This is a genomic window from Aestuariibaculum sediminum, from assembly GCF_014596945.1.
Lineage (GTDB): Bacteria > Bacteroidota > Bacteroidia > Flavobacteriales > Flavobacteriaceae > Aestuariibaculum > Aestuariibaculum sediminum.
In genome coordinates this window covers 96,930-122,098 of sequence record NZ_JACVXB010000007.1, presented here as the reverse complement: position 1 = coordinate 122,098, position 25,169 = coordinate 96,930, and the positions used below count along the sequence as shown (strand labels likewise).

Genomic DNA, 25,169 nt, shown 5'->3' with positions numbered 1-25,169 from the left:
ATTCGCATTTTATTTTATTGTGTGTCATAAATATTAGTTTAATATAATTTAAATAGTTTTCTGATTAATGGAAAAGAGTGACTTGCATTCTGCACTCAAAAAGTACTTTGGTTTTGGCAAGTTCAAAGGGTTGCAGGAAGATGTTGTAGAGAGTATATTATCGGGTAACAATACATTTGTAATTATGCCCACTGGTGGTGGGAAATCGTTATGCTACCAATTACCCGCACTAATGCAGGAGGGAACGGCTATAGTAGTCTCACCTTTAATTGCATTAATGAAAAATCAGGTGGACGCTATTCGAGGTGTTTCAAACGAAGAGGGTATTGCCCACGTTCTCAATTCTTCGTTAAATAAAACAGAAATAAAGCGTGTAAAAGAGGATATAGTAAATGGTATAACCAAGTTGCTATATGTTGCTCCAGAATCGCTTACTAAAGAAGAGAATGTTGAATTTTTACGTTCTGTGAAAATTTCGTTCATGGCCATTGATGAGGCGCACTGTATTAGTGAATGGGGCCATGATTTTAGACCAGAATATAGAAATTTAAGGCATATTATAGGCCGTATTGGCGATAATATTCCAATTATAGGACTTACTGCTACAGCTACGCCAAAAGTTCAGGAAGATATCATAAAAAATTTAGGAATAACAGGAGCAAAAACGTTTAAAGCGTCATTTAATCGCCCGAATTTATATTACGAGGTTAGACCTAAAACAAAACAGGTTGATGCTGATATAATTCGGTTTATTAAACAAAACTCAGGAAAGTCTGGAATTGTTTATTGTTTAAGTCGAAAACGCGTTGAAGAATTAGCTCAGGTACTTCAGGTAAATGGCATTAATGCCGTACCATATCATGCCGGTTTGGATGCTAAATCGAGATCAAGTTATCAGGATCAATTTTTAATGGAGGAAGTTGATGTCGTAGTTGCAACTATAGCGTTTGGTATGGGTATCGATAAACCCGATGTTCGTTTTGTAATTCATCACGACATACCTAAAAGTATCGAGAGTTATTATCAGGAAACAGGTAGAGCTGGTAGGGATGGAGGCGAAGGACATTGTTTGGCATTTTATTCGTATAAGGATATTGAAAAGCTGGAAAAGTTCATGTCTGGTAAGCCTGTTGCCGAACAGGAAATAGGACACGCTTTATTGCAGGAGGTTGTAGCATTTGCCGAAACCTCTATCTCACGACGTAAATTTATATTGCACTATTTCGGGGAAGAATTTGATAATGCCACTGGTGAAGGAGGCGATATGGACGATAATGTTAGACATCCTAAAAAGAAACACGAAGCCCAAGACGATGTTGTTATTCTCTTAAAAACGATTTCAAAAACTAACGAAAAATACAAGTCTAAAGACCTGGTTCAGGTTATTGTTGGTAAAGAAAATGCCTTAATAAATTCTCATAAAACGAATGAACAACCGTTTTTTGGCTTAGGTAAAGACAAGGATAAAAAGTACTGGATGGCCTTATTGCGTCAGGTTTTAGTGGCTGGCTTGCTTCGAAAAGATATTGAAACTTACGGTGTTATTAAATTAACAAAAGCTGGTAAAGATTACTTAAATAATCCAGTGTCTTTTATGATGACAGAAGATCATGAGTTTGATAGTGCAGCAGATGATGGTGTTATCGTTGCGGCATCTAAAGCACAGGCTGCAGTTGCCGATGCGTTATTAATGGATATGCTCAAGGATTTACGTAAAAAGAATGCTAAAAAGTTAGGTGTTCCTCCCTTTGTTATTTTCCAGGATCCATCGCTTGAAGATATGGCTTTAAAATACCCGGTTAATTTAACCGAACTAGCTAATGTTCATGGTGTTGGAGAAGGGAAAGCTAAAAAATATGGTAAAGATTTTGTTGCTTTAATAGCTCAGTATGTTGAAGAACATGATATTGTAAGACCTGATGATTTGGTTGTAAAAACAACAGGAACAAATTCTGCGAATAAATTATATATCATTCAAAATATAGATAGAAAATTACCTCTGGATGATATAGCTTCGGCTAAAGGTCTAGAAATGGATGATTTTATAAAGGAAATGGAAGCCATTGTTTACTCTGGTACTAAACTAAATATCAATTATTGGATAGACGATATTCTGGATGAGGATCAGCAGGAAGAATTGCATGATTACTTTATGGAATCCACCACAGATAATATTGCAACAGCCATTGAAGAGTTTGATGGTGATTATGATGATGAAGAATTGCGTTTATATCGTATTAAATTTATAAGTGAAGTTGCTAACTAATAAACGGTAATATTTATTGAATTTTGTTTGTTGTTAAGTTTCAGAGTTGTAAGTGTTTTGGTATTTACCCTCTGAAACTTAATTTCTTCATACGTTATCTATAAAACTATAACAAAAACTTATAAAACTTTACACAAGTAAATAGCACTTAGTTTCCTATCTTTGCATTTTCTTAAAAATTAGAACTATGCAAGACGGATTATACGTAAAATTCAATACCACAAAAGGAGAAATTCTTGTTGCTTTAGAATACAAAAAAACACCTGGAACAGTAGGTAACTTTGTTGCTTTAGCAGAAGGAAATTTAGAGAATAAAGTAAAACCTCAGGGAACACCATACTACGACGGTTTAAAATTCCACAGAGTTATTCCTGATTTTATGATTCAGGGCGGATGTCCTCAAGGAACAGGAACAGGAAATCCAGGTTATCAGTTTGATGATGAGTTTCATCCTGATTTAAAGCATGATGGTCCTGGAGTACTATCAATGGCTAATGCCGGGCCTGGAACAAATGGAAGTCAATTCTTTATAACACACTTAGAAACACCATGGTTAGATAATAATCATACTGTTTTTGGTAAAGTGGTAGAAGGTCAAGATGTTGTTGATGCTATAGCACAAGGGGATAGTATTGAAACGCTTGAAATAGTGAGAGTTGGAGAAGAAGCAGAAAACTATAACGCCGTTGAGGCATTCAGAACATTTGAAGGTTCTAGAGAAAAGCGCTTAGCCGAGGAAAAAGCAGCAATCGAAGCTGAATTAGATAAATTAGCAGTTGGATTTGAAAAAACAGAAAGTGGTTTGCGTTACCAAATTATTCAAAAAGGTAGCGGAGCTAAGGCAGAAAAAGGTAAAAATGTTTCTGTACATTACAAAGGACAATTAGCCGACGGAACTGTGTTCGATTCATCTTATAAACGTAATCAACCAATTGATTTTCCAGTAGGTGTTGGTCAGGTGATTTCTGGCTGGGATGAAGGTATCCAGTTGCTAAATGTTGGGGATAAAGCTAGATTTGTAATTCCGAGTCACTTGGGCTATGGTAGCAGAGGTGCAGGTGGTGTTATTCCTCCAAATGCCACATTAATTTTTGATGTTGAGTTGATGAATGTAAAATAATTGCATTAATAAATACATAAAGAAAAACACCTGATTAATCAGGTGTTTTTTTTTGAACTTACCTAATATAGACTGAAAAATTAATGTTTTCATCTAATTTGTTTTTCATGTAACTGCTTTGGTCTTTATTTAGAGGTATGGAGCGTGTGAAGGAAACAGTATTTTACAAGAGTGTATTAAAGGAATTAAGTTACGATTTTGGGAATGTTTATATCTTTAAAGGCTTTGTAATTTCAGAATTAAACAGAGGTATTTGTTTTAATTGGGAACAACACGGTCAGGTAATTGCGCAAGATGTTACTTGTTTTTTAGGATCGAAAGGAGAAGATGTTGTTTATATTGCAAACCGAATTCATTCCTATGCTGTAGTACCTACAGATTGGATAAAGTTTTTTAAAAATCAATATAATTTAAGAGACTACTTTATTGTCTCTCATAACTGGATAAGTTTAATAAATTTAACGTTTGAGGAATTGTTCTTCAAAAGAAAAATTAAACGTTTTCTAACTTTGAAAGAAGCAGTAAATGCGATTCAATTATAAAGTATTGAGATAAATTAGTTACTTTAACTTTTTATTTTAATGCCCATGATTCGACCCGTTTCCTTTTCTGATGCACAACAGCTTTTAAATATTTATAACTACTACGTTATTAATACCGATGTTACCTTCGATTTGCAGCCTCTGTCTTTACAGGAGTTTCAAGATAAATTGCATGAGATTACCAAAGCGTTTCCATTTATAATTTATGAAGAAAATAATGAAATACTTGGTTACGCCTATGCCGGAAAATTTAGGTCTAGACCCGCTTACAATCATACGCTAGAATCTACGGTGTACGTAAAGCATAATCACTACGGGAAGCAAATTGGATCTAAACTCTATGCTGAACTCATTAAACAACTAAAACAAACCAATTGCAGGGTAGTATTGGGTGTTTTAACCTTACCAAATAATGCCAGTGTGAAACTGCATGAAAAATATGGGTTTACTAAAGTTGGGCATTTACGAGAGGTAGGTTATAAATTTAATACTTGGCTTGATGTTGGTATTTTTGAGCTAAAATTATCTTAACGTTTCCATTTAATATTGCAGCCAATACTAGGTTTTTGAAGTTTTTTATTTTGTTTATTTTCAATTAAACAATCCAGAGCATGGCACAAATCCTGTCCTGTAACGGGTATACCGTTTCCTGGTCTGGAATCATCTAATTGACCGCGGTAAGTAAGTTTTAAATCGGAGTCAAATACATAAAAATCGGGTGTACATGCGGCGTCATATGCTTTGGCTACTTTTTGAGATTCGTCATATAAATAAGGGAATGGGTAGTTTTCCTTTTTTGCATGCAATTTCATTTTTTCAGGACTATCCTGTGGGTAGTTAACCACATCATTACTAGAGATAGCTATAAAACTAATGTCTTCAACACGATAAGCGTTTGCTATGGATACTAATGTTTTATTAATATGAATTACAAAAGGACAGTGATTACAAATAAACATGATAACCGTACCTTTGTTTCCTTTTTTAGATTCTAGGTTAATTGATTCACCGCTCACAGTATCCGGAAGCTCAAAGTTTGGAGCTTTGGTGCCTAAAGGAAGCATATTTGAAGGTGTATTTGCCATGTTTTAATTTTTAATCAAAGTTCGGAATTATTTATAATTTTGAGAAATGGATACAACAATAACTTTCGAGGACTTTACCAAAATAGATTTAAGAGTCGGAACGATTATCGCAATAAACGACTTCCCACAAGCACGAAAACCAGCTTATCAATTAATTATAGATTTTGGGTCATTAGGCATAAAAAAGACTTCAGCGCAAATAACTACACTGTATCAACCTAAAGATTTATTAAATAGGCAGATTGTAGCAGTAGTTAACTTTCCGAAGAAACAAATTGCAAATTTTATGAGTGAATGCTTAATTTTAGGTGCCGTTCAGGGAAAAGATGTTATCCTTTTGAATCCAGAAAATCGTGTGTCCAACGGGAGCGTAGTCGGTTAAAAAAAAAGTCATTGACACAATTTGGTCAATGACTTAAAATATTTTTTGTTTAAAGCGATTTTAGATATCGTCAAAATCGATATCAGTGAAACTTTCTGTAGTTTGATGTATATCACCATTCTCACTCACGTTTACTGTATCAAATTCCTTTTTAAAGTCTTTTTGATGACGCTCGCTAATTACTTCATCACCTCTTTCATTGATAATGAACTCGGTCATTTCAGCTAGAATTTCTTTAAACTCGGCAAAATCTTCTTTGTAAATATAGATTTTATGCTTTTTGTAATGAAACGACCCATCATCATTAGTGAACTTTTTACTTTCTGTAATGGTTAAGTAATAGTCGTCTGCTTTTGTTGATCTAACATCGAAAAAATATGTACGTCGTCCGGCTCTTAAAACTTTCGAAAAAATCTCCTCTTTCTCCATCATATCATTATTGCTCATAGTTGTTAATAGAAATTAATTATGTATGCTTTCAGTACCAAAAATCTAAAAAAAAGTGTTATTAACCAACATTTTATAAGATTTCTTTTTGAATTCTCAATTTTTGTTGCATTTTCTTTAATTTGATTTAAGCTATGTGGTTGATTTTTAAATAATTAATTTTTTTAGCTCGATGAGGTTTCACTTAACTGTTTCAAATAAAGGTGTTTGTAATACCCTTCTACATCAATAAGTGTATCGTGTGTTCCTTGCTGGACAATTTTTCCGTCGTCTAAAACAATTATTTTGTCGGCATTTTTGGCTGAAGAAACACGATGACTTACAATAATAGATGTTTTTCCTTTAGAGATTTTCGAAAGGGTTTTTAATATTTTTTCTTCGGTTTCCGTATCTACAGCCGATAAGCAATCGTCGAATAAAAGTATTTTTGGCGATTTGATTATTGCTCGGGCAATGGATACACGTTGCTTTTGTCCACCAGAAAGTGTAATACCACGTTCTCCTAAAATGGTGTCGTAGCCATGATTAAATTTTACAATATTTTTGTGAACTTGTGCATTTTTAGCCGCGGCAATTACATCCTGATCTGTAGCATTTTCTTTACCAAATTTAATATTGTTTTTTATGGTGTCGGAAAACAGAAAAGCGTCTTGCGGCACGTAACCAATACTGTCTCGTAAATCAATAAGGTTGAGTTTGTCAATCGATTGGTTATTAATTGTAATTTCTCCAGAATCGATATCGTAAAGTCGTCCAATGAGATCGAGTACGGTAGATTTTCCAGAACCTGTTTTGCCTAAAATGGCTAAAGTTTCCCCTTGTTTAATTTCAAAGCTAACACCTTTCAAGGCTTGAATGTTAGTGTCGTCGTATGTGAAATTAACGTTATTGAAAACAATATCACCATTTATATCGGTGTGATAATCTACATTGTTTTTTATTTCAGGCTCTATATTAAGAAATTCATTAATGCGCTTTTGAGAGGCCTCCGCTTGCTGAACAATTGATGTTACCCAACCCACTGTAGCTACAGGCCAGGTAAGTAGGTTGACGTAGATTATAAATTCGGCAATCGTTCCTAAGCTTTCTATTTCACCATTTATATATTGCATTCCGCCAATATAGATAACTAATAGGTTACTGGTACCAATAAGTAAAATCATCATCGGAAAAAACCACGCTTGAACTTTAGCTAAACTCACTTGTTTTTGTTTGCTTTCTTCGGCCAGGTTTTCAAAATTATTTGAAGTTTGTGGTTCAATGCCATAGGCTTTTATAACGGAGATACCGCTAAATGATTCCTGCGTGAAGGTTGAAAGTTTCGAAAGATATTGCTGTACAATGGTACTTCTGTTATGTATTTCTTTACTCAGTTTATAAATTACCACCGATAATATAGGAAGCGGAATAATGGTATACATGGTTAGTAACGGTGCCTCGTTATACATATAAATAATAACAATTATAAAAAGTGTTATGGTATTTATACTATACATTATAGCTGGGCCCGCATACATACGAACACGACCAACATCTTCACTAATACGATTCATTAAATCGCCTGTACGGTTCTTTTTATAAAAGTTAAGCGATAGTTTTTGATATTGGTTGTATACTTCGTTTTTCAGGTCGTATTCAATATAACGTGAGACATTTATAATATACTGTCGCATGAAAAATGTGAGAATAGCGCCAATAATAGCTGCACCTATAATGTAAACAATAATTTCTATGAGCTCACCTTTAACAGCGTCTTTGGGTATTTTACCTGCAGTATAATTTTCAACTACAATAAAAATTTCACGAACATACCGCGGCGTATACAAAAGGAAAATACGCGCAATAATAGTTATTAAAATACCGAGAATGAGCTTCGATTTATATTTTAAAAAGTACTTATTTAAATGTTGTAATTCTTTCATTAAGATAAATTAACGTCTAAGTAGAAATTTTAAATATTAACAGGCAAATATACAGTAATAAAACTACAAACGAGAACCACAGAAGGCTACAGTATTATAAATATCTCTTAAAATCCAATTAACGAAGAATTAATAAAAATATGAACTGACTTTTTTAAAATAGTATTATTTTTGCAATCTGAAATAGTAATATTTTTCAGTTAAAATAAATTTAAGTTCCTTGTAATTATGTTAAACAGAAGACATATTCGTGTAAAAGTAATGCAAACCCTTTATGCATATAAAGGTGGAGAAAGTGACGATTTTAGTAAAGATCAAAAGTTTTTATTGTTTAGCATAGATAATATGTACAATTTGTACTTATTAATGATTGCCTTACTTCTGGAAGTTCAAAAGCGTGCGGAAAACGATCTTGTAAAAAAGCAAAATAAGCATTTAGCAACTCAAGAAGATAAAGATCCAAACAGAAAGTTTGTGAATAATGAGGTACTTAATCTTCTTCAGGATAACCACGAATTAAAGAATCAGTTAGAAATTAATAAGGTTGATAACTGGCAATTGGACGATGAATATGTAGATCTTATTTTTAAAGCCATAACAACAAGTGAGTTGTATGAAGAATATATGAAAACTCGCGTATCGGACTTTAGGGAGGATAAGATGTTTATCATAGATGTTTTTAAAGATATAATAGCGCCAAACCAAAAGCTGTACGAGTATTTAGAAGACAAAAATTTAACATGGTTAGACGATCTTCCTACGGTTAATACAACTATTTTAAAGTTATTACGTAAAGTTAAACCAACGTCGCCACAGTCGTTTTTTACACCTAAATTATACAAAGATTTAGACGATAAGCAATTCGCTATTAATTTATTTAAGAAGACGTTATTAAATCGAACAGCTATAAATAAAGAAATCGATAATAAGACTCAAAACTGGGATTCAGAGCGTATTGCAGAGATCGATTATGTATTACTGCAAATGGCTATTAGCGAAATAAAGAACTTTTCTTCCATACCTGTAAAAGTGACTATAAATGAATACCTAGAAATAGCAAAAGAATATTCAACACCAAAAAGTAGCATTTTTATAAATGGTATTTTAGATAAGCTGGTTAAAGAATATGAAGAATCAGGTTCACTCAATAAAATTGGACGTGGTTTAATGTAGTCCTGATTAAACCTTTATTTAACCATATTGCTAAATCCATTGGTTTATTAATATAAAGTTAAAGACTAAAAGTTTATAAACGGTTTAACAAAAGTTTTTAATCGACTAAATAATTTCTATTTTTACATCATTAATACTAAATAAATTTTACGATGAAAAAATTAATATTAGGATTAAGTGCATTAGGCTTAATAGCATTTACATCTTGTAAAGAAAACGCGGCAAATAAAATTGAAGAAGCCAATGTAATTGCTGCGGCTGAAAGAGATGCAGTAGCATCTAAATTCCCGAAAATTGAATTTAATGAAACGGTTCATGATTTTGGAGAAATAGAAAAAGGAACTTCGGTTGAAACCAAATTTTCGTACAAGAATACAGGTGATGCCCCTTTGATAGTTACCGATATTAAAAGCTCATGTGGTTGTACGGTTCCTAAAGATTGGAGTAGAGAACCTTTAGCTCCAGGAGAATCAGCTGAATTTTCAGTAAAGTATAATGGGAGTGGAGCCAATAAAATAACCAAAACCATTACTGTTTCTGCAAATACTGAAAAAGGGTCAGAAATAGTTAAAATTACGGCATTCGTTAAACCAGCCGAGGCTCAATAATTAAAAATGTAACCAAGCTGTTAAAAACAGCATATTAAATAAATACTAATGGGAGAAGGAGGAATAAGTCAGTTTTTACCGTTTTTACTAATGTTTGCAGTTGTATATTTCTTTATGATTGCACCTCAAATGAAAAAAGCAAAAAAAGAAAAAAAGTTCGCTGCAGAATTAAAGCGAGGTGATAAAGTAATTACCAAAAGTGGTTTGCACGGTAAAATTTTAGAGCTTAACGATAAAGACAAAAGTTGTGTCATAGAAACGATGTCTGGAAAAGTTAAGTTTGAACTTTCGGCTATTTCGATGGAATTAAGTGGTAAATTAAATGCTACCGAAACTAAAAAGTAATACGTAAAACCTAGAAATATTTAATAGGCTTTCATGAAAATGGAAGCCTTTTTTTATGAATTTCGTTGAAAAAAACATAAAAATTGAAAAAAAAATAACTTTTTTTAAATTTATTTTCAGGGTAATATAGCTGTAATTTTAACAGTTGCAAATACGTCGAATTTCTATTTTACATAATCTTTGTTAAGGTAGATGGATACAATAGTTAGATAAGTTTTTGTAAACATAAAAATGCCTTGTGAATATACCTTAAAATTGGAGCGCTGATTAACATGTTTTCACAATTCATTATCATTGTCTTAACGCCATGAATTTGCTTAAAGGCTTGTGTTTTCGTACATTTGCAGCATGGAAAAAGGAATTCACGAAATACAAAACAACAGAATTTTTAACTTTAACTTTCTGGTTTTTAGAAATCAATCGGATAAATTTATTCCGCCAAGCCGTTCCATTTAATATCTTCAGCTGTAAGGCTATTTAGTCTTACCCTAACACGTTATCGCATATATACTTAGCTTATTAAGTATTTATAGCTTTAATTAATTCTAACATGATTGTGTGTTCCAATGTTCATATGGAGCGCTTAAAAAAACTATCTGTTAATGACTATTAAAACCTTTGATGCTTTTTCGAGGCTTTCAATTATTGATATTAATCGTATAACTAACTTTTTGCATAAGTATTCCGGAGAATTTAGGGATACTAAAAGTGCCATTCGAAAATCTATATTATACGCATCTAAGGAGATACCAGGACTAGGAGGTTATGTTTTTGTAGCAGAAAAAAACAATGAAATTGTTGGTGCTACTGTAATTAACCGAACAGGAATGAACGAATATATACCAGAAAATATCCTTGTATATATAGCCGTTAAGGAGGAATATCGAGACAAAGGTATAGGAAGCGAATTAATTAAATACACGAAAAACTATTGCGATGGCGACATTTCAATTCACATAAACAAAAATAACCCGGTAATTAAATTGTTCGAAAAGCAAGGATTTAAAACGCGTAATATCGAAATGAGATTAGTCAGAGATTAATCAATATTAGTTGCCAAAAAAAAATATTGCATGAAAATATTTTACATAAAACGGAAAACGAAATACGAAAAGCGTCATACCATAGAAATGGGAGAATTGACCACTAAGGTAACCTATATTAGAAAATACTTTTTAGGCTTACCAGTTAAGACCCTTCATAAATATCGCGAAACTTATTACGGAGAAGTAAAAGATTGTAGCGATTGTATGCTGTTTGTATAATATTAAAACATAATTCATAAAAAATAAACTATAAATATTAAAGTAGTTGTCGAAATGGACAACTATCGGGACATTATGTCTAATCACTAAACAAACAATAAAAAAAGTAAAATGAAAGTACTAGTAATTGGGGCAGGTAATATGGGACTTACCTATGCCGAAGGGATGTCTAAATCCAAATTGTTAAAAAAGAAGAACATTATGGTTTTAGATAAGTCTGAAGAAAAACTTGAAGAGCTTCAACAAATGTCGCACTTCGATGCCTTCAGCGAATTAAAAGATTGTGTTCCTCAGGCAGACCTCATATTTATAGCTGTAAAGCCATATCACGCCGAGGGCGTTTTTAAAGCCATTAAACCATTGGTAAATTCACAGCAAATATTAGTTTCTATTATGGCTGGTGTAACCATTGCATCGATTAAGGAAATTACAGGACTAACAAAAATTGTTAGAGCTATGCCAAATTTACCAGCACAAATAGGTAAAGGGTTAACATCTTACGTTATTTCATCAGATGTGTCACGTATAGAAATGTTAACCGTAGAAAGTTTATTAGATACCACAGGAAAATCTATACAGGTAAAAAATGAAAATTTCATTGATGCTTCGACGGGAATTTCCGGAAGTGGACCAGCTTACGTATTCTATTTTATGCAAAGTATGATGGAAGCAGCTAAGCAAATGGGCTTTTCAAAAGAAGATTCTACCGTTTTAGTAAGACAAACTTTTACAGGAGCGATAGAATTGTTTAATCAATCTAATTTATCACCTGATTCTTGGATGGAGCGCGTTGCCTCAAAAGGAGGGACCACCAGAGCAGCGTTAGACTCTATGGACGATAACAATGTTAATGAATTAATAAAGGATGCTGCATTTGCTGCCTTTAATAGAGCAGTAGAATTAGGTAAAGAATATTAAGATGTATAAGGAAAAAATAGTGATTAAGGTCGGGACGAATGTCATGACCAATAGAGACAATAAAATTGTAAGACCTGTATTAAGGGAGCTTGTAAGACAAATAGCCGAGCTATACGAGCGTGATATAATGACCATTTTGGTGTCATCGGGTTCAGTAATTGCCGGAAAAGAAGTTCTAGGGAAATCATCGATAAAGAATAAAACCCAAAAAAGACAAGTATATTCTGCTATTGGACAACCACGTATGATGCGCTTGTATTACAATATTTTTCACGATTATGGTATGAAGTGTGCTCAGGTACTACCTACTAAACGGGATTTTAGTCCTGGAGTACACCGCCAGAATATGATTAATTGTGTAGAAGGGCTATTATCGGAAGGGGTAATTCCAATCGCAAATGAAGATGATGCCGTGTCGGTAACGATGTCTATGTTTTCCGATAACGACGAATTGGCAAGTTTAATAGCACAATTGGTAAATGCCGATAAATTAATCATTCTAACCGATATTGATGGTGTTTATACCGGACACCCAGATGCCGAAAGTAGTGATTTAATTGAAAGTGTTAATCCTAACGAAAACTTAGATAAGTATATAAAAGACAGTAATAAAAGCGAAGGTGAAGGCCGTGGAGGTATGGGATCTAAATTAGACTATGCGCAGCAGGCAGCAGCCAAAAACATTCCAACTTATATAGCTAATGGTAAAAACGATAATACCATAATCGATATAATAGAAGGAAATTTTGTAGGAACAAAAGTATCGCTTTAAAGAAATAAAAAATTGTAATGAAATTATTATCAGAGGATATAAAAAATAAAGTATTAGTGAGTATGGTAAACCTTATTAAGGCAAACTATACCACTATTTTAGAGGCTAATAAAAAAGATATAGACGCCTTTAATAAAAAAGATCAGGCCATGTACGACCGTTTAATCTTAAACGAAAAAAAGATTGATGGTATGATTCAGGCCATTGAAGAAGTACATGTACAACAGGATCCTGTAGGTAAAGTAATAGAAAGTAAAACTTTAGATAGTGGCCTTGAAATTATTAACAAAACGGCGCCTTTTGGTACGATCATGATTATTTATGAATCGCGTCCAGACGTTACGGTTGAAGCGACCGTGTTAGCCTTTAAAGCCAATAATAAAATTTTACTTAAAGGAGGTAAGGAGGCCATTCATAGTAACAAAGCCATTGTAGCATTGTGGCATAAGGCTTTAGCCGAAAATAATTTGAGTACCGAATATATTAAGTTACTTACCATGAATCGAGAAGAGACTCAGGAGTTCTTAAAAAATCCGACCGAACCTTTGGATTTAATTGTGCCGCGAGGAGGTGAGCGCCTAATTAAGTTTGTTAAGGATCACGCAAAATGTGCGGTATTGGTGAGTGGCCGAGGAAATAACTTTTTATATGTTGATACCGAAACTGATTGGCATCAAGTAATAAAAGTAATTCTAAATGCTAAAACGCATAAAATTTCTGCTTGTAATGCATTAGATAAGATTTTAGTAAACCGCAACATAGAAAATTTCGAGGGTAAGCTGAAAGATTTAAATACGGTGTTAAAATCAAATGGTGTTTCGGTTTTGGTAGATAAAACTTCTCATAAGGTTTTAACTGAAGAAAAATTAATCGAAGATGATGCTGTTTGGTATGAAGAATTTTTGGAAATGAAATGTTTAGTTGGTACTGTAGATTCAGTAGAACAAGCAATACAACAAATTAACACATATTCCGGAGGGCATTCTGCAACGATAATGACTACAAATAAAACAACGGCCCAACAATTTATGGAACAAGTAGATTGTGCTGCAGTTTATCATAATGCGTCTACTAGATTTACAGATGGCGGACAATTAGGAGCTGGTGCCGAATTAGCTATTAGTACCGATAAATTGCACCACCGAGGGCCATTAGGACTTAAAGAATTAGTGACCAATAAGTATTATGTATATGGTGATGGTCACATTAGAGTATAAAGATTGATTAGCGATATTTATCGTTTAATCCCATGCCCTGCAATAACATCGGGATAACTTTTTCCATGCACGATTTTTTCGTGCTATCCCGTATTGCAGCGGTTATAAACTCGCAATACTCGCGTTGTTTGTATTTGCTAAGTAACTCAAAGCTAAATTTTATAGCTTCATGGTTACTTATCAATTCTTTTAATTCCAAAGGAATACTAAGTTTATTAGTATTCCTTTTTGGTTTTAAGGTATTTCCTGATTTTTGATTTTCAATCGCTACCTTAGGATAATTTAAGATTGTTTTTTGTCAATATCGGTCTTAGATTGAAAACACATTTCTAGTAAAGCTTTAGTTTTATTTTCAGGTGTATTGATTATAATTTGTTGTTTACCTTCAAGAAAAACACCTTTAAAATACCAAATGCAAAATGATATTTAAAGGCGCTTAAACCGATTACTTTTTTTGGGTTAAGGCTATAAACTCAGGAACCCTATTTTATAGTTTAGGTAAAATTAGTGCTGGTAATTAATTCTTGTAAAAGTTTCAATTCTTTTTCAAAATGCAGATGATGTTCTATATACATTTTCAAAAGATGTGATTTTTATTTTGTATCAATTGAAATTAAGAGTTTTTAAAACACGCTCTTTTTGTAAAATTACCGTTGAATCGGCTTTTTTTAATAATCGTTCTTTATCTGTGAAATAGTATTTGTACTTGGCTTTTACCAGTTTTATATGGTGATCGGAAAAATTGCTTCCGGTAATGTCTACACCCATTTTTATAGGGATTGGGGATTTCAAAACAGAGACATGATAATCATAACTCATATCTATGCGCTGTACACCGCCAAGTGCCAATCTATATTTATCAACTTCTAAAAGCGCAGGCAAGATTTGTACTTCCCCCTTTTTAAATTCTATCTCAACATCCAGTTGTTTTACAGGGTTTTTTTGTTTGGGCTTAAAACTAAAAGCTTTGGCTACATCATTAAATGCCGGGTCATTTACCACCATAATATTACGAGCTTTAAGAGCTGCGACACCTCGCAAACTAGGTAACTTAAAGTCTAGGTTTTCATTCAATAAAACATTGCCTTTTATTCTAAAATCAGCTTTACCCTCGAACGATTTAATGGCGGGGAAGAGGGTATCCATGACTGGAACCACCTCGTTAATATTATTCATATCTATCTGACTGATATAAAATCTAAAATCTAAATTTGCTTCGGTGTTACTTTTTGGGTTGTATTTTAAATAGGCATCCATATTTGCCGACAATGTGGTCAGGTTAATATCGTTCATGTTAACAATTCCATCTTTTATGGTCATGTTTCCACTGATATCATTTATATTAATAAATCCCATTTTAAAGGCTTTAACATAGGTTGATAGCTTAAAATCACATTGTTTTGGTATTCTAAAAATTCGTTTACCTGGCGTTATGTTTGCGGCTTTAGCAGAATCTAGAACCACTTCATTTTTAGCTGTAACGATTTCACCAGTTTCAGGAGGAGCCAAGGCTAGCATAAGTTGATTCGCATCGGTAAAATTCGATTCCATTATTAAGTTTGCAGTAACTAGTTCACCATTTTGGAATCCTCTAGCATGTTTCAATTCTCCTGTTAGTGTAACATCGGTATCACCAAAATATAATTTGGTTCGATTTAGTGTCAAATCGTCATTTTTAAAAGAAATTCCAGATTGGGATGTTTTTAAGTTATAGACAAATTCTGGGGCGTGAGCATAAATACTTTTAAATGTTAAGTTACCCGATGGTTCCCATATATTTTTCAATGTTTTCTCCACTTGTAATTGTGTTTGAGCTCCCATAATGGTTACAAATGCCGATTTTTGTGAAAGGGTTACACTATCGGTGCTTACCATTGATTTCATGTAAGCCATACGCTCATTGGTTTTAGGAACAAACTGAGCATTCATTTGAAGTGTTTTTATAAAACTATAAATGGAATCCGTGGCCTGAATTTCAAAGTTTTGTAAATTAATATTAGCTTTAAATTGAGGTATATTTTGATGTTTATCGTCAGCTTTGAAATCAAGATTTACCTCTTTCATACGTGTATCCAAAATTTCTTTATAAAGCGCCTTGGTGTTTTTGATATGCAATTGTGCCGTTAATGATTTATTTTGATCTTGTCCTTTATTAATTTTAAAATTAATTTTTTCGGAAGCTATTAACGCGGAGTCTTTTTCAGATTGTAACAGAAGGTCATCTACTTGAAGATAGGTGTCTAGATTTACTTTCATAAAATGAAAGTCTTCAACGTCGCTTGAATTGAAAGAGGCATTTATATTTGAGCTTAATGTCCCTTTAAGGGAAACAGAATTGTCTACTGGGAAATTTTCAGTAATGGAATTAAAATCAATTATAGATTTCGATTTAAGGTCAAAAACAGGCGATTCTGTAAGTTGCTTGATTCGACCAGAGACATCAATATTAATGCCTGTGCCCACAACTTTTAATATTTTTATTTCGGTAAAGGATTCTTTAGGGCTGTTTAAATTAAGGTATGTATGAATATCGGCATTCATGTCATCAATTTTTCCTTTATAGTTTTTATAGCCTATAAATCCATCGCTTAGCTTTATATGGCTATTTGTCACAGGAAAACTATCTTTACTATAAATACCTTTTATGTGAGAGTGTAATTCGAGTTCTCCTTTAGTTTTTAGACCATCCTGACTTAAAAAACGAGGAGGAATAGTATTTGCAATGTTTTCAAGAGATTTAGTAGATAATTCACTGGTGAGATCTATTTTAACCTTTTTTTGATTCGGAAAAAATTGAAGATAGCCCTTGTTTTCAAACGCAATATCATTAATCGTTACTTCACTGCTTTTTACAGTGAGTAAAGTGTCGACAAAAGTTAGTTCCAACTCTGAGTTAACCTTTATGTTTTCTAAATTGTACGGTCTATTTTTGGGGCGTTTAATACTAATTCGGTCGCTACTTTTTTCAACTTTAAGTTGTATGCTGTTCTTTGTTGTTTTTGAGTTTATAGATAAATTTAAATAATCAAGCTCATAATTAATTTGAGATAGACCATCTTCAGCTTTGGCCTTAGCGTCGGTTATAATAATTTTAGGTATATAAATTTCAGACGGTTTTATATGCTTGTCTGTATTTTGTGTTTTAGATGTTTTTAATGTATCTGGAGTTATTAAAACCAAATTATTCCAGTTAGAATTACCTAAAGAATCCACATAGAAAAACAGCTCAGGACTATTAATTTCAATGCTTTTTATAGCTTCTTTACTTTTTTGAATAAGTCCGATAATACTTAAGTTTATTCTTGCTTTATCAAAACTAATAAGCGTGTCTTGCTTATAAAAATTTGTATTCGGTAAAAGGGCGCCTTTGGTAAGTTTCAATGAGAAGTTAGGAAAACTGGAAAAATAGGTGAGCTCTATACTTTTGCAATCTACTTTTCCTAATAATGCTTCATTAATAACTTCCAGAGCTTTGGGTGTTACTTTTTCGGGCGTTATTATCACATTAAGTACCACGGTAATGATAATAAAAATGACCATAACCAGGCTAATCATGATTTTTAATAATCGTTTAATCCATTTTCTCATAAAATAATTATTAGTTGATTACCAAGGGTTAATGACTAATAAATTTATAAAATATTAATGAGGCGAACGATTAATCGGGTAAAATTATTGGTAAGGTCTCATAGAGGTTTTAGTATATTTTATGCTTAACAAAAAATGCAGGTGTAAAAAGTTACATTAATGGTATTTATAATAAGTTATTTTATTTCGAAAATCGCTACAATCGTAGTTGGAGTTAAAAGTTTATAAAACAAATATTTTAGTATAGTTACAAATGTTCATTGTTTTGCAACCCCAAGGTTATTACAAGTATACATGTCAAGGGCAAAACTTTCAAATTTGAAATGATAAATACAAAAAAAGCGCCTTTTTAAAGGCGCTTTTTTGTGTTTTTGTATAAAAGTGTATTTGGCTATGATTTGTTTATAAAATCAATTTGTTTCCATTCAAAATCAATCGCATCATTATTTTGTGGTTTTCCAGGTGTGCTTCTACCTTTTTTAATATAAGAAATAAGTAGCGTTTTTAAAGCTTTAACTTTTTCTTTTTCATTTGCCTGAAGATTTGTAGTTTCTCCTGGGTCAGTTTTCAGATTATATAATTGAACTTCAGGAAGGGTTTTAATTACTTCTTCATTTTCTGGCTTAGGATAACTCCAGCCGCCAGAACCCGGACACATTATTAATTTCCAATCTCCTTGCCTTATGGCAAAACTACCATTAATTGAGTGGTGTACTGTGGCCTCTCTTAATGGTTTTTTTGGGTTTGGTTTTTTAAACAAAGGCAAGATGCTATAACTATCTTCGGCTTCATGGTCTTCTAACTTATAATTTACTATATCTGCAGCAGTTGCCATAAAGTCGGTTGTACAAATAATTTCGTTGGATACAATTCCTTTTTTTATTTTTTTAGGCCATTTTACAATAAATGGTACTCGGTGACCACCTTCAAAAATATCGGCTTTATGACCTCTATAGACATCGCTAGGATAATGACCCAATTGTTCCATGCCAGTTATGTCAGCGGCAGGTGAACAGCCATTATCACTAGTGAAAACAATTAAGGTGTTGTCTTCAATACCAGCGTCTTTTACAGTTTTTAAAAGCCGACCCATATAGTCATCTACCATCATAACAAAATCACCATAAGGATTCAAATTACTTTTTCCTTGCCATGCTTTCGTAGGAAGAATTGGTGTGTGTGGAGAAGGCAGCGCTAGGTACAAGAAAAAAGGTTCGTTGGTTTTCGATTGTTCTTCTATATAATTGAAAGATCTTCGGAAAAAATTAGGCGTTACATCTTCATGAATAAAATCTTTTGATGTTGGTCCTTTACGCCACCATGAAAATTTAGAGCTATTGCCAGACATCGTATCAGGAACCTGTGTAGGCATGCCGTTTTCAACATACACATATGGTGCCATATCTAAAGACCCGCTATGTCCATATGAATATTCGAAACCTAATTCTTTTGGTCCGTTCGTAATGGGTTTTGAGAAGTCTATATTATTAAAGTCTTCAGCATTCCAACCTGGTTTTTCGGGAGCATTAGGGTCTAAAAGCGCCCAGTCCCAGCCTAAATGCCATTTACCAATAAAAGTAGTATGATATCCCTGGTTTTTTAACATGGATGCTACTGTGGATTTAGTCGGTTTTATTAATGCTTTTGAATTACCTGTAAGGACACTTGATTTTAGTTTACTTCTCCAATTATATCTACCTGTAATAATTCCATATCGAGTAGGGGTACAAACCGCCGATGAGGTATGAGCATCTGTAAACATAAGTCCGTCAGATATCATTTGATCGAGGTATTTGGTTTCTATATGACTATTCTTATTGTATGCCGATATATCGCCATAACCTAAGTCATCGGCCAAGACATAAATGATATTTGGATGTTTTTGAGTATTACCTGTATATGATGTTAATGCGGTAAAAATTAAAAATAACAGTTTAAGGTAGGACGGTTTTATTTTCATTTTATGAAATATGTATGATAAAATTAAAATGTAGGATGCGTTAGTAATTATTGGTTGCTATTTATAATAATTTAGATGAAGCGGCAAGATAATAAAAGCTTCGATAAAAGTGCTACTTACTTCGACAAATGTAAAATAAGAAGCAGGGTTGGGGAGGTAATTAATAAGAATTAAGATTCTTAACTCAGGTGCTGTTAAATAATAGAGGGAGGATCGAAAAGGCAATGATTATTAGCCTTGATTGTTATGCTTTTTTAAGTTTTTTCGAGTATATAAACAATGCTAAAGGAAAATAACGAATCGGATGTATTTACAATATAGTAGTCAATAATATGCCAGCCATTTGAAAGGAGTTCGCTAGTTTTTTCTAGTTCAAATTCTAAATGATGTTTTCCTTTATTTAGTTCTTCACTTAAAGCAGAATTGATGTTTGCAACGATTATTTTTCTCATAAGTAGTTAAATTTAGATTTAAGGTATTAGCTATCATAATTTATTATTTTTTGATTTTTAAATTTAATATTACAAAGGTTGTTATTAAAGCGTGTTTTCCTGAAAAAGCATTTTAATTACTACTTAAATATATATTTTTAATTTAATGTGTGCTATAATTTATTTAGGCTTTTAGTTGATGGATTCATGAAATACTGATTATTAATTAATGGGAATTACTTCAGAAATAAAAAAGAGGTCTAAATAGGCGCAAAACTCGTCATTATTAATTTATTTTCAGGATCTCATATCGTTGATTATTTGATTTAATGAGAACCTGAATCAAGTTTAAGTTGACGAAAGTTTTCCTTTTAAGACCTCTTTAAAATTTGAGTAATATGATCTAAATTATTGGTATTTTAAGGCGGTTAGTTCGGCAATTTTACAAATTACTTCAGTGGCCTTAATCATGCTTTCAACAGGAACATATTCGTAACGCCCATGAAAATTATGACCTCCTGCAAAAATGTTTGGACATGGTAATCCCATATAGCTTAATTGAGAGCCATCTGTTCCGCCGCGAATTGGTTTAATTATTGGCGTAATATGTAATTGTTTCATAGCTTCTTCTGCAATATCAACAATATGCATTACAGGTTCTACTTTTTCACGCATATTAAAGTATTGATCTTTAATTTCGGAAGTAATAACCTCTCTGCCATATTGTGAGTTTAATTCTTCAGTAAGCTTTTTAAGTACTTCTTTTCTAGCCTCAAAATGACCTAAATCGTGATCACGGATGATGTATTCTAAGGTTGTTTCTTCAACTTTACCTTCAATAGAACATAAATGAAAAAAGCCTTGATAGCCTTCGGTGTGTTCTGGCGTTTCAAAACGAGGTAGCGAACTTATAAATTCTTGAGCGATATACATGGAGTTTACCATTTTTCCTTTTGCATAGCCGGGATGTACAATTTTCCCTTTTACTTTAATAACGGCACCAGCGGCATTGAAATTTTCATATTCTAATTCGCCAATTTGGCTTCCATCCATAGTATAAGCCCAGTCCGCATCAAATTTTTCAACATCAAATTTATGAGCACCTCGTCCAATTTCTTCGTCGGGAGTAAAGCCTATACGAATTGGGCCATGTTTTATGTCTGGGTTGTTAATTAAATATTCCATAGCCGAAACAATTTCAGTAATACCTGCTTTATCGTCTGCACCCAAAAGGGTTGTGCCATCGGTGGTAATTAAAGTTTGACCTTTATATTGTAATAAGTCTTCAAAATAATCAGGAGAAAGTATAATGTTTTCCTTTTCATTTAAAACAATGTCTTTTCCGTTGTAATTTTCAATGATTTGCGGATTTACGTTGGCACCTGTAAAATCAGGGGAGGTATCAAAATGAGAAACAAAGCCTATAGTTGGTACGTCATGATTAACATTACTTGGCAATGTAGCCATGATATATGCATTTTCGTCTATGCTCACTTCATGCATTCCAATGGCTTTTAGCTCGTCGGCAAGTTTATTGGCTAAATCCCATTGCTTTGCGGTGCTAGGTGTGGTTTCAGATTTTGGATCAGATTCGGTGTCTATGGTTACGTAGCTTACAAATCGATTGATTATGCGGGTTTTAGAAATCATTTTAAAGGATTGTAATTGAGGATTTTGTATTTATGTTTTGAAGATTCAAAAATACGATTTATAATTTTTTTGATTTTAAATTTTGGCAATTTTTTATTTAGAATAATTAAGCCTACTTTTGCACAAATAATCGAGATGTATAAATTTTTACTTCGCCCTATATTTTTCGCGTTCGATCCGGAAAAGATCCATCACTTTACGTTTTCATTAATAAAAATAACATCAAAAATCCCAGGGTTTAAAGCCTTGTTTAAAGGAATGTATGTTGTTAACGACCCTAAATTGGAGCGTAAATTATTTGGATTAACTTTTAAGAATCCAGTTGGTTTAGCCGCAGGATTTGATAAAAATGCGGTGTTATATAACGAATTAGCAAATTTTGGTTTTGGATTTATAGAAATAGGGACTGTGACCCCTAAGGCACAACCAGGAAACCCAAAAAAACGTTTATTTCGATTAAAAGCCGACCAAGGGATTATTAATCGCATGGGATTTAATAACGAAGGCCTTGAGGCAGCTATTTCAGAATTAAAAAAGAATAAAGGACAACTTATTATAGGTGGTAATATTGGAAAAAATACCAGTACTCAACCTGAAGATTATACGAAGGATTATTTGGAGTGTTTTAATGCATTGCATCCTTTTGTAGATTACTTTGTATTAAATGTAAGCTGTCCTAATGTTGGAAGTCACGCCAAACTTAACGATAAAGATTATTTAGAAGAATTAATTGGTGAAGTACAATCGGCAAACACGACCTTCGAAACTCAAAAGCCAATTCTATTAAAAATTGCTCCTGATTTAAATACCATCCAGCTCGATGAAATTGTAGAGTTGGTTCAGGAAACAAAACTCGATGGTGTCATTGCGAGTAACACCTCTACAGATAGAAGCGGATTAAGAGCCTCGAAAGCTCAATTGGAAGCTATAGGAAATGGAGGATTAAGTGGACAACCTATAAAATCTAAGAGCACTAAAACCATAAAATATCTTTCTGAAAAGAGTAACAGGTCATTCCCAATAATTGGAGTGGGAGGAATTCATTCTGCTGAAGATGCCTTAGAAAAAATTGATGCTGGAGCCGATTTGGTTCAGGTGTATACAGGGTTTATATATGAGGGGCCTGCTTTAGTAAAATCTATAAATAAAGCCATCTTAAAGCGAAATTAATTCAATCTAGATTCTGTTGGTTTAGGATTAAAAAATTATAGTATTTTTATCCTCTTATCTATTAAACTAAATCATGTCAGGTGCTGTAAAAATTATTGAATGTCCGCGAGATGCGATGCAAGGGATCAAAGCCTTTATTCCTACTGAAAAGAAAATTCAGTACATACAATCGTTGCTTCGTGTGGGGTTTGATACCATAGACTTTGGGAGTTTTGTGTCACCTAAAGCCATACCACAAATGGTAGATACCGCCGAAGTTCTAGCACAACTTGATTTAAGTAAAACTACGAGTAAATTATTAGCCATTATTGCAAATACACGCGGAGCGAACGACGCTAGTAAACACGATGCTATTGACTATTTAGGTTACCCGTTTTCAATTTCAGAGAATTTTCAAATGCGTAATACGCATAAAACCATAGCTCAGTCGGTTGTAACTTTACAGGAAATTTTAAACGTAGCTGATAAAAGTAATAAGGAAGTGGTGGTTTATATTTCGATGGGATTTGGTAATCCTTACGGCGACCCTTGGAATGTAGATATTGTAGGTGAATGGACTGAACGTTTACATAAAATGGGTGTTAAAATTTTATCTTTAAGCGATACGGTTGGAAGTTCGAATCCGGAAAGTATTAATTACCTATTTTCTAATCTAATTCCAAAATACCCACAAATAGAATTTGGAGCCCATTTACATACAACACCATCTACCTGGTTTGAAAAAATAGATGCTGCTTTTAATGCAGGTTGCAGAAGATTTGATGGTGCAATACAAGGATTTGGTGGTTGCCCAATGGCAAAAAATGAATTAACAGGAAATATGCCTACTGAAAAACTATTATCTTATTTTACCTCGAAACAACATAATAATTTAAATGCATTGAGTTTTGAAAGTGCTTATAATGAGGCTTCTAGAATTTTTAAGTCTTATTCTTAAACTTGTTTGTTTTCTTTAATTTTTTTCGTTGAAAACCTTTTTTAAAAACTTTATTTATTTTTAATCTAAATAAACTTTGGTAGTTTAAAATTGTGTTTTATTTTTGCTGCAGTCAATTAATTTATACTAAGTCTAAATAAAAGAAATGAAAAAATTTTTATCAATTGCCGCTGTTGCAACCGTTTTATTAACCTCTTGTTCGAGCGATGACGATAATGAAAAAAACAATATAAATACCCCATCTACTTACAGCTTTTTACGTAATGGTGAATCAACAGTAAATTTTGGAGGGCAAACTACCAGAATTGCTATGGCAACTGAGTTGGTGTCTGCATTAAGTGTTAATACAAATACCAAAGCAAGCTTACAAGCTATGTTTAATCATGCAGAAGGCGATCAGGATTTTACGCATGCTGATTTAAATGCTTCAAACAAAAATGTACGAAGTAAAGTAGCCGCTTCAAATGATTTTTTTGCTACAAATACAACACTTTCAAATACAATTAAACAAGATTTCGATGGCTGGATTACCGATCAGGCGGATAATGTTTTTCCTAGTTGGAATGTAACGGCTAGTGCAGGCGTAGCAGGTAACCTTCAACAATTAGGTAGTACTACAGTGCGCTATTTTAATGCTAAAGGATTAGAATTAAATCAAGCGGTAGCTAAAGGTTTAATCGGTGGATTAATGGCCGATCAGATGTTAAATAATTACTTAAGTATTGGCGTTTTAGATGCCGGAAGTAATGTTCAAAATAATGATAATGATGTTGTTGAAGAAGGTAAAACTTATACAACAATGGAACATAAATGGGACGAAGCCTATGGTTACCTTTATGGAGCTGAAGAAAATCCTGAAAGTCCGGTTTTAGATGCCGATCGTTTTTTAAACACCTATTTAAGACAAGTGAACGACGACGACGATTTTTCTGGAATTGCCGATGAGGTTTATGAGGCATTGAAACTTGGAAGAGCAGCAATCGTTGCTAAAAATTATAAGGTTCGTGATGCGCAAGTAGCAGTTATTAGAGAAAACATTTCTAAAGTTATAGCTGTTCGTGCGGTACACTATTTACAGGGCGCTAAAAGTGATTTGGAGGCTACAACTATTGATTATGCGCATGCATTTCATGAATTGTCTGAAGGATTTGGATTTTTGTACAGTTTACAATTTACAAGAAAACCAGGAACAGGTATGCCATACATTAACAATGCACAGGTGAATTCTTATATAAATACATTATTAGCAGGAAATGGGTTTTGGGATGTATCTGTAGAAACTTTAGATACGATTTCTGCTGAAATTGCAACAGCATTCGGTTTTACTGTTGAGCAAGCAGCAAACTAAAGGTTAACAAATGATTAATTTAT

The 25,169-nt window shown here is 33.1% G+C and carries 24 protein-coding genes; 16 read left to right on the top strand and 8 right to left on the bottom strand.

Features of this window, described 5'->3' with window-relative positions:
- Positions 1-67 precede the first annotated feature (67 nt).
- The 4 genes from recQ to ICJ83_RS14310 all read left to right on the top strand — a co-directional run bounded on the left by recQ (position 68) and on the right by ICJ83_RS14310 (position 4,459).
- Positions 68-2,266: a DNA helicase RecQ gene (gene recQ, locus ICJ83_RS14325; protein ID WP_188231090.1), complete on the top strand. Its 2,199-nt coding sequence runs from the start codon at positions 68-70 to the stop codon at positions 2,264-2,266.
- A 187-nt stretch (positions 2,267-2,453) separates the two neighbouring features.
- Positions 2,454-3,386 (top strand): peptidylprolyl isomerase, encoded by a 933-nt coding sequence (locus ICJ83_RS14320; RefSeq protein ID WP_188231089.1) that lies wholly within the window; start codon positions 2,454-2,456, stop codon positions 3,384-3,386.
- A 137-nt stretch (positions 3,387-3,523) separates the two neighbouring features.
- Positions 3,524-3,928 (top strand): hypothetical protein, encoded by a 405-nt coding sequence (locus ICJ83_RS14315; protein ID WP_188231088.1) that lies wholly within the window; start codon positions 3,524-3,526, stop codon positions 3,926-3,928.
- Between the two features lie 39 nt (positions 3,929-3,967).
- Positions 3,968-4,459: a GNAT family N-acetyltransferase gene (locus ICJ83_RS14310; RefSeq protein ID WP_223154791.1), complete on the top strand. Its 492-nt coding sequence runs from the start codon at positions 3,968-3,970 to the stop codon at positions 4,457-4,459.
- On the opposite strand, the gene ICJ83_RS14305 is transcribed toward ICJ83_RS14310, so the two are convergent.
- Entirely contained in the window at positions 4,456-5,013 is a 558-nt protein-coding gene (locus tag ICJ83_RS14305; RefSeq protein WP_188231087.1) for a thioredoxin family protein, read from the bottom strand. The two genes, ICJ83_RS14310 and ICJ83_RS14305, sit on opposite strands and share 4 nt — an antisense overlap.
- Before the next feature lie 46 nt (positions 5,014-5,059).
- Here ICJ83_RS14305 and ICJ83_RS14300 point away from each other — a divergent pair, with 46 nt between their 5' ends.
- Entirely contained in the window at positions 5,060-5,395 is a 336-nt protein-coding gene (locus tag ICJ83_RS14300) for a tRNA-binding protein (RefSeq protein ID WP_188231086.1), read from the top strand.
- 60 nt (positions 5,396-5,455) lie between these two features.
- Here ICJ83_RS14300 and ICJ83_RS14295 read toward each other — a convergent pair whose 3' ends face one another.
- Positions 5,456-5,842, bottom strand: a complete 387-nt coding sequence (locus ICJ83_RS14295; RefSeq protein WP_188231085.1) for a PUR family DNA/RNA-binding protein — start codon at positions 5,840-5,842, stop codon at positions 5,456-5,458.
- A 164-nt stretch (positions 5,843-6,006) separates the two neighbouring features.
- Positions 6,007-7,764: an ABC transporter ATP-binding protein gene (locus ICJ83_RS14290; RefSeq protein WP_188231084.1), complete on the bottom strand. Its 1,758-nt coding sequence runs from the start codon at positions 7,762-7,764 to the stop codon at positions 6,007-6,009.
- Positions 7,765-7,992: 228 nt separating this feature from the next.
- On the opposite strand from ICJ83_RS14290, the gene nusB reads away from it, so the two are divergent.
- The 8 genes from nusB (at position 7,993) to ICJ83_RS14250 (ending at position 14,062) form a co-directional block, all read left to right on the top strand.
- Positions 7,993-8,937: a transcription antitermination factor NusB gene (nusB, locus tag ICJ83_RS14285; RefSeq protein ID WP_223154790.1), complete on the top strand. Its 945-nt coding sequence runs from the start codon at positions 7,993-7,995 to the stop codon at positions 8,935-8,937.
- Between the two features lie 152 nt (positions 8,938-9,089).
- Entirely contained in the window at positions 9,090-9,545 is a 456-nt protein-coding gene (locus tag ICJ83_RS14280) for a DUF1573 domain-containing protein (protein WP_188231083.1), read from the top strand.
- A 48-nt stretch (positions 9,546-9,593) separates the two neighbouring features.
- Positions 9,594-9,890: a preprotein translocase subunit YajC gene (yajC, locus tag ICJ83_RS14275; RefSeq protein WP_188231082.1), complete on the top strand. Its 297-nt coding sequence runs from the start codon at positions 9,594-9,596 to the stop codon at positions 9,888-9,890.
- 602 nt (positions 9,891-10,492) lie between these two features.
- On the top strand, positions 10,493-10,933 hold the full coding sequence (locus tag ICJ83_RS14270) for a GNAT family N-acetyltransferase (protein WP_188231081.1): 441 nt from the start codon (positions 10,493-10,495) through the stop codon (positions 10,931-10,933).
- A 30-nt stretch (positions 10,934-10,963) separates the two neighbouring features.
- Positions 10,964-11,155, top strand: a complete 192-nt coding sequence (locus tag ICJ83_RS14265) for a hypothetical protein (protein ID WP_188231080.1) — start codon at positions 10,964-10,966, stop codon at positions 11,153-11,155.
- A 111-nt stretch (positions 11,156-11,266) separates the two neighbouring features.
- Positions 11,267-12,073: a pyrroline-5-carboxylate reductase gene (gene proC, locus ICJ83_RS14260; protein ID WP_188231079.1), complete on the top strand. Its 807-nt coding sequence runs from the start codon at positions 11,267-11,269 to the stop codon at positions 12,071-12,073.
- Between the two features lies 1 nt (position 12,074).
- The gene (gene proB, locus ICJ83_RS14255; protein ID WP_188231078.1) at positions 12,075-12,845 is read left to right on the top strand and encodes a glutamate 5-kinase; all 771 of its coding nucleotides are present in this window, start codon (positions 12,075-12,077) and stop codon (positions 12,843-12,845) included.
- 17 nt (positions 12,846-12,862) lie between these two features.
- Entirely contained in the window at positions 12,863-14,062 is a 1,200-nt protein-coding gene (locus ICJ83_RS14250; protein ID WP_188231077.1) for a glutamate-5-semialdehyde dehydrogenase, read from the top strand.
- Positions 14,063-14,069: 7 nt separating this feature from the next.
- Here ICJ83_RS14250 and ICJ83_RS17140 read toward each other — a convergent pair whose 3' ends face one another.
- The 5 genes from ICJ83_RS17140 to pepT all read right to left on the bottom strand — a co-directional run bounded on the left by ICJ83_RS17140 (position 14,070) and on the right by pepT (position 21,691).
- On the bottom strand, positions 14,070-14,261 hold the full coding sequence (locus tag ICJ83_RS17140; protein WP_188231076.1) for a YdeI/OmpD-associated family protein: 192 nt from the start codon (positions 14,259-14,261) through the stop codon (positions 14,070-14,072).
- A 404-nt stretch (positions 14,262-14,665) separates the two neighbouring features.
- Entirely contained in the window at positions 14,666-17,650 is a 2,985-nt protein-coding gene (locus ICJ83_RS14240) for an AsmA family protein (RefSeq protein ID WP_188231075.1), read from the bottom strand.
- Positions 17,651-18,041: 391 nt separating this feature from the next.
- Complete coding sequence (locus tag ICJ83_RS14235) at positions 18,042-19,610, bottom strand: sulfatase family protein (protein WP_188231074.1); 1,569 nt, start codon at positions 19,608-19,610, stop codon at positions 18,042-18,044.
- Positions 19,611-19,864: 254 nt separating this feature from the next.
- Positions 19,865-20,062: a hypothetical protein gene (locus ICJ83_RS14230; protein WP_188231073.1), complete on the bottom strand. Its 198-nt coding sequence runs from the start codon at positions 20,060-20,062 to the stop codon at positions 19,865-19,867.
- Between the two features lie 387 nt (positions 20,063-20,449).
- Positions 20,450-21,691: a peptidase T gene (gene pepT, locus ICJ83_RS14225; protein ID WP_188231072.1), complete on the bottom strand. Its 1,242-nt coding sequence runs from the start codon at positions 21,689-21,691 to the stop codon at positions 20,450-20,452.
- 135 nt (positions 21,692-21,826) lie between these two features.
- On the opposite strand from pepT, the gene ICJ83_RS14220 reads away from it, so the two are divergent.
- The 3 genes from ICJ83_RS14220 to ICJ83_RS14210 all read left to right on the top strand — a co-directional run bounded on the left by ICJ83_RS14220 (position 21,827) and on the right by ICJ83_RS14210 (position 25,146).
- The gene (locus tag ICJ83_RS14220; protein WP_188231071.1) at positions 21,827-22,861 is read left to right on the top strand and encodes a quinone-dependent dihydroorotate dehydrogenase; all 1,035 of its coding nucleotides are present in this window, start codon (positions 21,827-21,829) and stop codon (positions 22,859-22,861) included.
- 73 nt (positions 22,862-22,934) lie between these two features.
- Positions 22,935-23,798, top strand: coding sequence for a hydroxymethylglutaryl-CoA lyase (locus ICJ83_RS14215; RefSeq protein ID WP_188231070.1), 864 nt, complete (start codon positions 22,935-22,937; stop codon positions 23,796-23,798).
- A gap of 145 nt (positions 23,799-23,943) precedes the next feature.
- On the top strand, positions 23,944-25,146 hold the full coding sequence (locus tag ICJ83_RS14210) for a DUF4856 domain-containing protein (protein ID WP_188231069.1): 1,203 nt from the start codon (positions 23,944-23,946) through the stop codon (positions 25,144-25,146).
- Positions 25,147-25,169 lie beyond the last annotated feature (23 nt).